Origin of the sequence: Brevibacillus sp. NPDC058079, assembly GCF_042885155.1 — a bacterium.
Lineage (GTDB): Bacteria > Bacillota > Bacilli > Brevibacillales > Brevibacillaceae > Brevibacillus.
In genome coordinates this window covers 331,275-344,060 of record NZ_JBHVSO010000005.1, presented here as the reverse complement: position 1 = coordinate 344,060, position 12,786 = coordinate 331,275, and the positions used below count along the sequence as shown (strand labels likewise).

The following is a 12,786-nucleotide window of genomic DNA, read 5'->3' as shown; positions in this document are numbered from 1 at the left end:
CGGAAAGACAAAAAAGGCACCGCGCTTTCGATTTGGTGCCTCTATTTTCGATTCATTTGCAACCGCATTCATAGTTTGACAAAAAAATCTGTCTTTTCTTTCGATTTCTATCTTTTTTTCTGATTTCGTAACAAACGTGGAGTTGTCCCTGTCTTTTCCTTAAAAATTTTACTGAAATAATTGGCGTTAATGAATCCACATCGCTCTGCTACCTCTTGGACAGACAAGGATGTCTCGAGAAGCAATCGGCGTGCTTCTTTTACTCGCAACGATGTGAGTATCTGGCGAAAAGAGCTTCCTTGCTTTTGCCCGAGCAGTGTACTGAAATAGGAAGGGCTGCGGTCGATATAGCGTGCAACCTCCTCCAGACGCAGTGCAGGATCGGTGTAACGTCCTTCTATATAGCGAATCGCCTGTTCCACGACATCTGCACGAGACTCGTCGACGGAATGATGGGCGGCATCAAGAAGCTGATTAATGAACAGCAGCAGTTCCACGACGATCCGATACAAGATCGGCGAGTAAAGAATCGTTTCGAAAACCCGGTGATACTCCTCTTCCAAAGGTACGGAGTCAAGACCACGTGATATCATGTATCGCCTGACTTGTGCCAAAATACTCGTCAGCCGAATACGCAGCAGTCCCGGCTCCGGAAAAGGCTCTTCCTTGTAAAAGAAGTGTGTATATAGCCACTGCTTCAACTCTTCCCGATTGCCTTCATCCAGCATTTCTACCCACGTGCGCTGTTCGGCGGGCGTCAAAAATGGGTCAATCATGGTCCAGTTCACACGATTATCCACGACCGTCACTTGCCGATATCCTTTGAAAAAGCGGACTTGCAGGGCTTGGCTCGCTTCCGCATACGTTTCGTTCAAGCTCTGCTCATGGTTGCTTGCGTCATACATGACCAAAAAGAGCGGCGCATCATTGTTTGCTTCCCAGTCCATCAGCAAACGCTTGCCCATTTGGTGGAGCGTAGAAGGCGAGAGCGCCGCTTCCATTGGAAATACCCCTACAATGGCCTCCCCTAGTGGCAAAAGGTCCGGTTTGTCGCGAAACGGATATTCATCAAAAAAGCGTAGCAGCTCGGGATGCCGCTTCGGATCCTCCAGTTGAGCCAGCATAAGCGAATAAGACTTGGCTTGTGCGTGCCCGGGGAAAAACAGGTCAAGATACGAGACATCCCTAACATTGTCCAATCCCGTTCCCTTCTCTTCGCTCATTTGCTTCCGATCTAAGCGCTCCTGGCAGCATCTCGTCAGGATTCTCCTGATGTATTCCGGTGTCTGTGGCTTCAGCCATAGATCGCGTGCAAAAAGTCCAATCCCCTGCATCGCCCGCTCAAACGTCGCCTCTGATGTGGTCACCACAACGGTCGGACGATACTGATCCACCAGAAGCTTCAGCCGGTCCCACTGCCCGCGCCCAATCATGTCCAGTTCAATACAGATCACTTCTGGTGTATGCGCTTCCAACATTTCGAAAACGTCTTCCATTGTCCCGGCACTATGCACCTTGTCATACGGAATGGCATAGCTGTTGACGAGCCATCCGATTCCGATTCGTTCGTTCTGGTCCCGATCCGCTATCAAAATACTGGGCATAAGCCGTCCTCCTTTTTAGAGCGATCAGAAAAGTGGGACATCTTTCTCTATGAAACAAAGGTTGCCCATAAATGGACAACCTTTTCTCCTTCACATTCTTACTTCTTGAGAGGATTTTCGATCATGGTTCCCATCACATGATCCAGCGGAATAAAGCCAATATCGCGAGAATCTGTGCTGTGATTCCGGTTATCTCCCATGACAAAAACATGATCGGCTGGAACTGTGATCTTTCCGTCCGCTACATATTCCATCGTTTCTTTGATGTATGGTTCGTTTAATGCCTCGCCGTTTCGATACACCTTGTTGTCTTTAAACTCTAGTACGTCGCCTGGTCTTCCAATGACCCGCTTCACATACATCGTGTGATCATCGCCTTGACCTGTGACCAGCGACACCAAAGGATGCCCTACGATATCGTCCATCAAAGTACGGTCACGCTCTACCCGACTGTCGATCACGACAATATCGCCGTAATCTGGCAAATAAGAAAACGTGTGTGATAGTTTAGACACATATATGCGCTGTTCGTCTTGTAAGGTAGGGTCCATGGAATGCCCATCAACCTTGAACGGTTGAAATACAAAGATTCCGAGGACAAGAGCGAAAACGACAGCAAAGGTTATCGATCGAATCCATCCCAATACTTCTCTCATTTTCTTTTGGCACTCCTTCCTTTTACCATTCTCTCTTCCTGTATCGAAACCATCATACCACATTATCCGCTCAATCCAAAAAAATCAGCCAGAAGTCGGATCAGGTGATACCGTACTCGCGCAGTTTCCGAAACAGCGTTGCCCGGCTTATCCCTAATAGCGCAGCTGCTTCTTCTTTTCGTCCGTTTCTATCCCGGATTTGTTGCATCGCGGTATCGATAGCTGCTCGTTCTAATTCTTTCAGCATAAGTCCTTGCTTTTGCCAGCCGAATGGCCCCTGACTTTCCTTTACGGAATGTGGGGAAGATTCTCGCAGCATTCCCGTTCGAATGGGCAAGCTCGCAGGCTGGACCCAAGAGGTTGCTTCCATATTGACCGCGTACTCGATTACATTTTCCAGCTCTCGGACATTTCCTCTCCAGTCGTGATGAAACAGGACGTTTTGCGTCTCTTGGGAAAAGCCGTGCAACTTCTTTCCCACCCGATTCGCATGCGCTAAAAGGATATCGTTCGCCAAAGGCAGTATGTCCTCTCTACGTTCTCGCAGCGAGGGCAAGTGAATGGGAATCACATGCAATCGATAGTACAGGTCCAACCGAAACAACCCCGCGTCTACCCGCTCCTGCAAATCCAGATGGGTCGCTGCAATGATCCTTGCCGCTAAGCGTATGGGCTTGCCGTTACCTCCAATTCGGTACAGTTCCTTTTCTTGCAACACGCGCAGCAGCTTGCTCTGTAAATGCATAGGCATATCCCCGATTTCATCGAGAAACAGTGTGCCTTTTCCTGCGACCTCAAACAAGCCTGGCTTTCCACCTTTTCGCGCTCCTGTGAATGAGCCTTCCTCGTAACCGAACAATTCGCTCTCCATCAAATGCTCAGGGATTGCGGCGCAATTAATCGAGAGGAACGGCTCGGCTCGGCTCGGGCTTGCTTGATGAATGGCTTTGGCAAAGAGCTCCTTACCAGTACCACTTTCACCTTGGAGCAGGACAGTCGAATCACTGGCTGCCACACGTCTTGCCACTTCCTTTGCCTTTACAATTGCAGGACTGTTTCCACCGATCATCCGAAAAGGATCGGGCTCCGAGTATCCACTCACTTGCCTTGCGATTTGCACGACTTCTTGTACATCATCAAGCGTAATCACCCATTCTTTGACCGTTCCTGCTAGTAGAATGGGCTTGATGGCAAACAAAAATGTCTTGTCTTCCTGCCCGATGGACAAAACGACCTGCTTTGGCGCAGACTGCGCAGCATCTGCGCGGCGAATGGCATCTATCCATTCTGCCGTTTGACTGTCGTCGTGATCGAGCTGCAAATACTGACGGGCACGCTGGTTCGCCTGAATGATCCGATTGTCTTGATCGACGAGAAACATGGCCTTGTCCATTTCATCCATGACGACACGCAGCTTTTCTACCGTATGTAACTGCTCGACGTACAAGTAGTGCTCTTTTAGCTTAATGGCGATCAGCTCGGCCATTTTTTGCAAATAGGTCAATATCGCATCCACATCCGCAAACAACCGCTCGCGCTGCTCCTCATCGAATGCGAGCAGGCCGATCACACCTATATTTTCATTGTCTAATTGTATCGGGCAACAAATCTCTCCCGTCTCCGTGCAATTTCCATAATGCATACAGGGACGGCACCGCTCATCCTGCCCCGGGTGCATAATCACAACAGGATGCCCGGCGAGCAACGACTCCCGGTATATATGGTCCTCTCCTGCCATCGTCCGCAAAACGCCAGCCTCATTCTTCCCCGTCCCTGCGATCCGTAAAAACTGACTGTCCGCAATCTCTACCTCTACGCGCAGAACGGATGCAACTGCCGAAGCAATCTGTTGCACACTTTCTTGAATATCTCGCAAGGGCATCTGGCTTCCCCTCCCGTCAATCTCTTGCCTACATTATAGCGCATCACAGGAGAAGCCTGCCCTTATGCATTTTTTTACCGACAAAAATCGCAAATCGTCTCCACCAAGATGGCACTCATGTCTACCAAGCTATCCACCTCTACATATTCGACTGCCGCATGCAGCCCCGCTCCCACTGGTCCAAACAAGACAGTAGGGATTCCCGCTTCCTGCAATAATGCCGCATCCGTCCATCCCGAAAATCCGCATACTTCTGGCGTTTTGCCCATCACGCTCTTACACGCTGCCTGAAGGGCTAGATAAACAGGTTCATCCAGCCCGACTTCAAACGGCTCTCGCAAAAATGACAGCTCGGCGCTTGCTTGAAACGTCACATCTTCAGCGCGCAGCTTTTTCAGTAATGCTTCCATTTCATTGGCCACGTCTGCTTCTGTCTCGCCCGGCAACGTCCTTCTCTCCCAGTCGATACGGCAATAATCTGGATAGGTGGACAGCTCCGTTCCGCCCTGAATGAGTGATGCATGGACAGAAGCCGCACCGAGAATCGGATGCACCGTGCCTTGAGCCAATCTGTCTGAAAGACGCTCCAGCTCTTGTAGGACCCTGCCCGCCCGAACGATTGCATCAATCCCTTCTGCTGGACGACTGCCGTGAGCTGCCTTGCCCAGCACCTCGCATTTGACCCAGACAAATCCTCTGTGAACGACACCAATCGCCAGATCGGAAGGCTCACAGCATATCGCCGCATCTGCTTTGTGCTCCTTTACCAGTTCCTCCGTCCCGATGCTTTTATATTCCTCATCAGCGACAAAAGTCAAAATGACATCTCCTGCCAACGGAACTTTTGCTTGTGCGATTGCCTCTACTGCGGCGATCATGGCCCCCAGACTTCCCTTCATATCCTGACTGCCTCTGCCGAAAATTTTGTTGTCCACAAGGGTAGGATCAAACGGCGGAATTTCCATGCGTTTGGCACTTACCGTATCCATATGCCCATTGAGCATCAAGGATTTGCCGCCGCCTGTTCCCCGTAGGATCCCGACGACATTGACCGCTGTGTCGTTAATAGACGTGACATGAACCTCCAGTCCAGCCGCCTCCAAACGCTCTCGAATAAAAGTGGCGATCGCTTTCTCGCCCGGCCCATCCTCATCAAGATACGGGTTCACCGAATCAATCCGAATCAAATCCTGCACCAATGAAATCAGTTCATCTCGATTGATCGTCACGTTCATTTTTCCATATCCTCCTCTTCTCGGCATGCGCCTTCCCAGATGATGCGTTTGTAGATATCCCGATCCGTATCACCTTCCGTACTAAAGCACAAGACAATGGATTTTTCATTCAAGCCAAGCTGCTCACGCTGTTGATGATACATTGGCTTGCTCATCAAGGCAGCGAGTAGCCCTACCCCGACTGCTCCACTTTCCCCGCTCACAATGGAAGGGTCGGCTCCAGTCGGTGACGCAAGTATACGCATGCCGTTTGCCGCCACGTAATCGGCACAGCTGACGAAGAAGTCTGCATGCTCCCGCAAGATCTCCCATGCCATCGGATTCGGTTCTCCACATGCTAGACCTGCCATGATGGTTTCGAGTTCGCCCGTAGCTGCATGTGGTTGTCCGTCGTTCTCTTCTGCTGAAAGGACCATGCAATTGGCGCTATGTGGCTCGACGATCACCGTCGTTACGTCTTTGTTTGCTTGCGCTGCTACGAAATGTCCCAAGACTGCGGCAGCCATGGAACCGACACCTGCCTGCAAGAATAGATGCGTCGGCTGTTTGGAATCGGTGAGGGCTGAGAGTTGTTCCATTACCTCTGCCGCCATCGTTGTATAGCCTTGCATGATCCACGTGGGAATGGTCGTGTAGCCTTCCCATGCCGTATCTTGAATCACTTGCCAACCACGTTCCTTCGCCATTTGTTCTGAGAGACGCACGGCTTCATCGTAGTTTCCATTGATGACGTGAGCTTGTGCGCCCGCCTCGCGTATCGCATCTACCCGTTGCTGGGCGGAGCCTTTGGGCAAATAAACAACGGCATGCTGTCCGAGTGCCTTGGCAGCCCATGCAACGGCCCTTCCGTGATTGCCATCTGTCGCAGTGACGAAGGTGACTTCTCCGATTCGCTCTCTCATGTCTTGGGAGCACAGTGCTTCAAAGGTCATCTCTTCTGTCGATTTCCCCAGCTTTTCGCACAAGAAACGAGCCATCGCGTAAGAAGCTCCCAAAACTTTGAAGGCATTGAGGCCAAATCTTTTGGACTCATCTTTTACGAGGACCTGTCCTACTCCCAGCTCGCGTGCTAACCCAGGCAATGTAACGAGGGGAGTTGGCTCGTAGTTTGCGAGAGATTGGTGAAAAGCTTTGGCAAAACGGGTTTCTTTTTGAGTCAAATAGGTAGGAATGCGAGAACTCTCGCTATTTTTTCTCTTATTTTTCACAACGTAGATTGGTGGGCGTTTATCCATCGATGGTTCCTCCTCGGGCGGTTTCATCCTACTTTGATAGAGCAAGGATCGTGCCAACCGTGTGAGGCGTGTATGTCTTATTAATTGGATGATGGTCGTATCATAATGAGATTATTGCGTATCATTTTGATACTTCAAGTCTTTTTTTGAGATTTTTTATTCCAGCTGCTGTGGTGGGAGGAAACAGGAGAAAACGCTCCAGCTTCTTGGGTCACCAGCTGGGAGGATTCACTGCACGGCTCCATGGAAAAAGCGAAACCGCGTCCAAAGTAGAGGTTCAGGGATGCTTTTCAGAGGTGGACGCTTAAAGGCGTGTTTCACTTTTTCCATTGCGCCTCGGTAGGCGCCCCAAAGATCTTCGCTTTTTTCTCCTGTTTCCTTACGAGCGGATGGGATTTCAAGTGGCTTTTAAAGATTGAAAACAAACAATTAGCTACGTCAGAGAAGAATATTTCCAGTCCTAGCGACTTTCGAAGTCCAGCCCAGCTTCGCAGTGATTTGTGGGCAAAAGAAATGCAACGTGCCCAAACGGCGTAGCGGCTACCACTTTTGCATTTCCCCGCAAATCGCTGCGGAGCGGACAGTCCCCACTTCCTAGCAGGACGTAGCCCGGAGCGTAGACTGGAAATATTCTTCTCTCCACTTCAGCAACTACAAAATCGGCTTGGCTTTCTATGTTATATTTTTATTAAGCTTAAAGGTATTGAGATGGATTGATACATAGCACAGAAGTCAGGAGTTAAGAAGGAAGGATGAAGGAAATGCCAATTCATAAGCAATCTCGTTCTCCTATTGGTTCTATTAGAGAAGATGGTCGTTATCCCATCGACCTGACTGGCCCACAGAGCCACACGCTTGTTCTTAAGCCCGGCGTAGGGAGCCTCTCCATCGGACCGTCACAATCGGGCAATAAAGCAGACCTGCACGTCGATCCCTATACGCCCATCAATTGGAACGTATTCGATTCCTTTGCCACACCAGCTGGATCGCCTTGGCCGCGAGTTCTGTACTACACAGGTAGCGACGCGAGCTTCTTCGACTGGGCCAAAGAACGCCCCATTGAAGGAATGTCATGGGTTCCAATCCTGCCTAATGACATAGTCGTGGACGCCAGCCATTCAAAATTGCACGACTTGTCTATCGAACTGGACAAGTTTGAAAACCGTTTGCATCTAAAACTCCCGAAGCACCAGGTCTCTGAATATTTCCGTCTGAGTGTGGCTGGCGATCTATCGCGTTTCTCTGTCGATGGCGACATGCCCTACTCTCTGACGTTGAAGCCGCGCACCAGCCGCCGCAAGAATAATGATCCCTTCTTGCTACCCGATCTGGGCGAACTGCACCAGATCACGAGCCTGACGCTTCGAAACGAACCGCTGGCGCAGCCTATCTCGCTGGAGTGCCTAAGTCAATTTCAGAATCTTACATCACTGAGTTTGTGGGGGAATTTCTGCGATTTGGAGTTGCTAGCTCGTCAGACCCAGTTAACGAATTTGGAGCTGCGCTTCATGCCTGATCTGGGTGACTTGCCGCCATTAAATGTGTGGCCGTTGCTTGACAGATTTATCGCCTATAACGTGGAGGAGATTACGGGTAAGCGACTGAGGCAGCAAATGAAAGCGCGAGCTAACACCCGCCCGTGGACCGGCTACGCTTCAGTGAGCCAATTACGAAAGCCTGAGTGGTGGACGACCGAGTTTGGCCGCCCATTTTCTTCCTGGCCTAAACGTCTGGCCAAGCTGGCTAATGAAGCCTATGACATTGCACAAGCAGCCTTGGCCCAAGCCTGTAGCCTTGCTGATGCCGAGGCAGCCATTACCGCCTTCACCGTGCGTTTCAACACCCTCAAAGGTATCGAGACCAGTGAACGAGAAGACCTTGGTGAAGCTGTATGGCAACTAAGCCAGTCTAACCACCTAATCGGCCAGCCTATTACGGAGGAGACGGCTCAACGCTGGTTCGACGCAGCACGCGATTACTGATGAAAGTAAAGGAATGTTGATAGCAAGTTTTAAGGCCATCCTTTGCGGGATGGCCATTTTTGAGTTCGTTGTATTCGACGATCGTTCTCTGTTCGTTTAATCAAGCTGTACAGAAACCTATTTTTCGAAAAATAATTCATTTCGGATTTACTTGAAAAAAAGCCTCCGGTTTGGAGGCTTTGCTTAGGCCCAATTATTCGCTTCTCAAGATGTGCTCGATTCGCTTTTCCGGCACGACCCAGATCACAGCCACGAGTACGTAAAAGAAACCGGAAACCCATGGCCCCACATACGCGGTCAATATTGCGAGCAAGTAGAGAAAAGGAGATACTTTCACCTTCCAGTCTCTGCCCATTGACTTTACGAAGACGGAATCGCCGGAATGCTGGCTAATGATTGCGAGCTGGAGAAACCTGTAAGAAGTCGCTGCAAGCAGAAGAACGATCCCGTACAATGCCATCGGGGCGGGGGCAAAATGGCTTTCCCCCATCCAGGCGGTCGTGAAGGGAATAAAGGATAGCCAGAAAAGCAATATCAAGTTGAGCCACATTAACCGCCCGTTCATTGTTCGAATCATGTGCAACAGATGATGATGGTTGTTCCAGTAGATGCCGACATAAACGAAACTGAAGATGTAGCTAAGCACTTTTGGGCCTAGTTCGATTAACGAATACCAGTCGTGGCCTTCCGGTACTTTGAATTCTAGCACCATGATCGTAATGATAATCGCCAGTACGCCATCGCTGAACGCTTCCATCCGGTTTGCTCTCATTTGGTGATCACCTGTTTCCCTCTTTACGTGCTTCATTGATCTATAGATATCTGTAGTTATTCTATATGTTCTGCATAATGTCAAGCACAACCTTTTCGCTAATGAAGGACCGTAAAAAATTGTTACGAACATTCCCTTGCGTTTCCGGCCGAATTGAACCGCAGCTGAGCCGTGTGTACGTAAATAGCAGACCTCGTGGTTAAAAATGGAAAATGTTCTTGATTCGCTCCATTTACATTTGTAATATTAACCCAACAGATTATATTTACATCTGTAAATCAAAAGATGGATTAGGAGGTGAGTACATGCACAATCTGCCGAAAATTTCTGAAGCAGAGTGGGAAATCATGAAGATTATTTGGAAGAACAATCCGATAAACGCTGAGAATATCGCACTCCTCTTGCCTGATGAAATCGAGTGGACCGATCAAACCGTTCGTACCTTCATCAACAGACTTTTGAAGAAAAAGGTGATCGGTTTTGAAAAGTCAGGAAGGAGTTATAAGTATTTTCCATTGATTTCCGAAAAAGAATGCATCCAGGCAGAGAGTCAGTCGTTTTTGAAAAGAGTTTTTAGCGGGGCGGCAGACATGATGATGACCAATTTTTTAGAAGACGCCAAGTTGTCCCAGAAGGAAATCGAGCATCTCCAAGAGATTCTGAATGAAAAGCAGAAAAACAAGAGCAGCAGAGGCGATGACAGATGAGAAGAGTGACAAAGCAGCAGATCTTACTGTAAAGAGGTAGAATGCATGGATATGCTATGTGCTATTTTTTTATGGGTTTTTGATGCCACCATTGGAGCTAGCCTCGTCGCTTTAATGGTGATAGCCATCAAGAAAATCTTTCATCACTGAATAAGCGCTCGGCTTCACCACGCGCTTTGGCTGATTGTGTTAATACGGCTTCTGTTCCCTTTTCTCCCTAACAGTCCGGTAAGCATCACGGCGTAGCGGCTACCACTTTTGCATTTCCCCGCAAATCACTGCGGAGCGGACAGTCTCCACTTCCTAGCAGGACGTAGCCCGGAGCGTAGACTGGAAATATTCTTCTCTCCACCGCGGCCCCGTATATAAAATTACCACCTGCATAACTCTCGCAGATGGCATTTATAGAATTGCGTAACTCTATGCGTTTCTCTCTTCATCTTCAGCAGATGGCCATCCACCCCATAGGTGGTTCAAATGCCCATCTGGATCACGAAATCTAAAGCTGTAGCCTCCGCCTCGTTTGTACGTCATTTCACTTACTTCGATTCCTTTGCTTTTCAACTCTTCATAAACCTCATGGATCTGATCTACCTGCAAGGAGATGATCGGCTGGGCTTGTCCGGCCATATCGGTAAAGTCCAAACGCGGAACTTCTGGGCAACGAATGAGCCCGAGACCTACTCCGCCTACATTCAACCAAGCCTCATTGTCTCCAGGTGAAAATTCGAAGGTAAACGGAATGCCAAGCACATCGCGGTACCACTTTATGGATACCTCCAAGTTTTTGACAGGCAGCTGTACAACCGCAAAATTACGCACATGGATACTCATTTGTGTTCGCTCCTTTATTTCAAATATGTACTTTCACCCTTATGAACGAAAGAAAAGAACAAAAAGAAACGGGTACCTCTACCATTTCTGAAAAAAATGCAGCAAATGTCCATCCGGGTCACGAACAGCAAAGAAAAGGCGATCGCCTGCTACCGAGACCTTTTCCACGCTCACGCCCTGTTCGGCGAGGCGCAGGTACGTTTGACAAATCGCATAGGCATCCCCCGCACGAAAGGCAGCCAAAAATTGCTCGAACTCTTCTTTTGATACAAATCCGGACGAATCACGCCGTCCAGCTTTGTCCATTTTCTTTTTAATGGACGAGCTTTCATCCTGTCTGGATTGCTCAGCCAACACGAACAAGCGCTGGCGTGCCCTCTTCACCCCTTCCTTCACTGCCCCTACTGTCGCATGCAGCAATGTGGCTGTTTCCTGCGCTGTAAACGAAAAAATATCCATCATGAGAATCAGCACCATCTGTCTGGCATTTAGACGATCAGCCAGCTGCTCGAACACCTCTCTCTGCACAAACGCATCGGATACAGTGGACTGATACAGATAGATCGCTTCATCAAACAGGGCGGGATGCTCATTCGCCTTTACTTTCCGACAATGATCGATCCAAGCATTCGTTGCAATTTGCCTCAAAAATGCCTTGGTCAGTTCTCTGTCTGGAGTCTTCTGTAGGGAACGATACACCTTCGTCAATGTTTCTTGCAGAAGGTCCTGCGCATCCCACTCGTTTTTCGTGAGGGACAAGCAATGCTTTTGAATATCCGCAAGAAAAGGTTGTACGCGCCAAAAGGAAGCCTCATCCTGATCTGCCCCCATACTATCCCTCCAAAACTATTCTGACTATTCATTCTCATTTTCAAGAAAATAAGTAACCCTGTCAAACAATCACCAAGTAAAAATAAAAAAGCGACCGTCCAGAACGGATTTTTCCCGCTCAGGACAGTCGTTACTTTATTTTCTGCCGATCAACACAACCAAGTCTATCGTCATGTCCACTCCTGCCAAGTCAGACACCCGTTCCAACTGCTCAGGTGTCGCTCCCCAAGCCAACGGAGTCATCTGGAGCAGGGAAGCAAGACTCCCTTCATCCAGTCGGAACTGATACTGAACCCGTTCCTTACCGATTAGCTGGAAGCTGGCTTTGAAGTGGTCGATCGTACGATGATTCGCATATTTTGTTTTTGGTGTCTCTTGATACAAGACTTCTCGTAACTCTCGCAAATAGTTGGCCTCGGGAATGACTTTGATCATCCGTCCTTCATCAGCCAGGAGTCTATGAAACTCATCCGAATTGGATGGAGATAACAGATTGAAAATGTACGAAAACTGTCTGTCGGCAAACGGCGCTTTCGTCAAATCGCCAACGCACCAAACTACTTCTGGATCGCTCTTCGCCGCGAGTACAACTCCCTCTTTGGCGAGATCGACACCCACTCCGATTAATGGGACTTCGCTTGTTTGCATCACTCTCTGCCGAACCTGCGTCAGGTGATAGCCTTCGCCACACCCTGCATCCAGTACGTACATCTGGCTTTCCTCAGGCTCTGTCGTATGCAGGATGACTTCACTCAACAAGTCATACAATGGATGAAAAAAACCTTGCTCCCCTATCGCCCTTCTCGCTGCAAACATTTGCTTGTCATACTTTGTTTTGTAGGTTCGCGTAGCCAAGTGAACGTAGCCGTGCTTGGATAAATCAAAGCAATGATGATTGTTGCATACCAAGCTGGTAGCAGGTACGTTTCGCATAGCCGCCTGGCAAATTGGACAACGAAAAATCTCCACATGCTGGGAGATAGCTGTAGACATCAAAAAAAGCACCCCATTCATTCGTATTTCGGTGAATGAAAAAAGGCACAGTCAA

General features: G+C 48.9%; 11 protein-coding genes. 2 read left to right on the top strand and 9 right to left on the bottom strand.

Annotated features, from left to right (window positions below; genetic code table 11):
• Positions 1–107: 107 nt before the first annotated feature.
• The 5 genes from ACFVS2_RS17490 to dpaL all read right to left on the bottom strand — a co-directional run bounded on the left by ACFVS2_RS17490 (position 108) and on the right by dpaL (position 6,612).
• Entirely contained in the window at positions 108–1,604 is a 1,497-nt protein-coding gene (locus ACFVS2_RS17490) for a helix-turn-helix domain-containing protein (RefSeq protein WP_390236008.1), read from the bottom strand.
• A gap of 98 nt (positions 1,605–1,702) precedes the next feature.
• Positions 1,703–2,260 (bottom strand): signal peptidase I, encoded by a 558-nt coding sequence (gene lepB, locus ACFVS2_RS17485; RefSeq protein WP_390236006.1) that lies wholly within the window; start codon positions 2,258–2,260, stop codon positions 1,703–1,705.
• A gap of 100 nt (positions 2,261–2,360) precedes the next feature.
• Entirely contained in the window at positions 2,361–4,142 is a 1,782-nt protein-coding gene (locus ACFVS2_RS17480) for a sigma-54-dependent Fis family transcriptional regulator (RefSeq protein WP_390236004.1), read from the bottom strand.
• 74 nt (positions 4,143–4,216) lie between these two features.
• A complete protein-coding gene (locus tag ACFVS2_RS17475; RefSeq protein WP_390236001.1) occupies positions 4,217–5,377 on the bottom strand; it encodes an ArgE/DapE family deacylase in 1,161 nt (386 codons plus the stop codon).
• Positions 5,374–6,612 carry a diaminopropionate ammonia-lyase gene (dpaL, locus tag ACFVS2_RS17470; RefSeq protein WP_390235999.1) on the bottom strand — a complete coding sequence of 413 codons (1,239 nt, stop codon included), beginning with the start codon at positions 6,610–6,612 and terminating at the stop codon, positions 5,374–5,376. Before dpaL ends, ACFVS2_RS17475 begins: the two co-directional genes overlap by 4 nt.
• A gap of 761 nt (positions 6,613–7,373) precedes the next feature.
• Here dpaL and ACFVS2_RS17465 point away from each other — a divergent pair.
• Positions 7,374–8,594: a hypothetical protein gene (locus ACFVS2_RS17465; protein ID WP_390236233.1), complete on the top strand. Its 1,221-nt coding sequence runs from the start codon at positions 7,374–7,376 to the stop codon at positions 8,592–8,594.
• A 193-nt stretch (positions 8,595–8,787) separates the two neighbouring features.
• Here the strand turns inward: ACFVS2_RS17465 and ACFVS2_RS17460 are convergent, their stop codons facing one another.
• Positions 8,788–9,366: a TMEM175 family protein gene (locus ACFVS2_RS17460; protein ID WP_173618544.1), complete on the bottom strand. Its 579-nt coding sequence runs from the start codon at positions 9,364–9,366 to the stop codon at positions 8,788–8,790.
• 305 nt (positions 9,367–9,671) lie between these two features.
• Here ACFVS2_RS17460 and ACFVS2_RS17455 point away from each other — a divergent pair, with 305 nt between their 5' ends.
• On the top strand, positions 9,672–10,073 hold the full coding sequence (locus tag ACFVS2_RS17455) for a BlaI/MecI/CopY family transcriptional regulator (protein WP_173618545.1): 402 nt from the start codon (positions 9,672–9,674) through the stop codon (positions 10,071–10,073).
• A 420-nt stretch (positions 10,074–10,493) separates the two neighbouring features.
• Here the strand turns inward: ACFVS2_RS17455 and ACFVS2_RS17450 are convergent, their stop codons facing one another.
• The 3 genes from ACFVS2_RS17450 to ACFVS2_RS17440 all read right to left on the bottom strand — a co-directional run bounded on the left by ACFVS2_RS17450 (position 10,494) and on the right by ACFVS2_RS17440 (position 12,731).
• Positions 10,494–10,907, bottom strand: a complete 414-nt coding sequence (locus ACFVS2_RS17450) for a VOC family protein (protein WP_087346386.1) — start codon at positions 10,905–10,907, stop codon at positions 10,494–10,496.
• A gap of 78 nt (positions 10,908–10,985) precedes the next feature.
• Positions 10,986–11,738 (bottom strand): sigma-70 family RNA polymerase sigma factor, encoded by a 753-nt coding sequence (locus ACFVS2_RS17445; RefSeq protein ID WP_390235995.1) that lies wholly within the window; start codon positions 11,736–11,738, stop codon positions 10,986–10,988.
• Positions 11,739–11,873: 135 nt separating this feature from the next.
• Positions 11,874–12,731: a putative RNA methyltransferase gene (locus ACFVS2_RS17440; RefSeq protein WP_390235993.1), complete on the bottom strand. Its 858-nt coding sequence runs from the start codon at positions 12,729–12,731 to the stop codon at positions 11,874–11,876.
• Between the last annotated feature and the right edge of the window lie 55 nt (positions 12,732–12,786).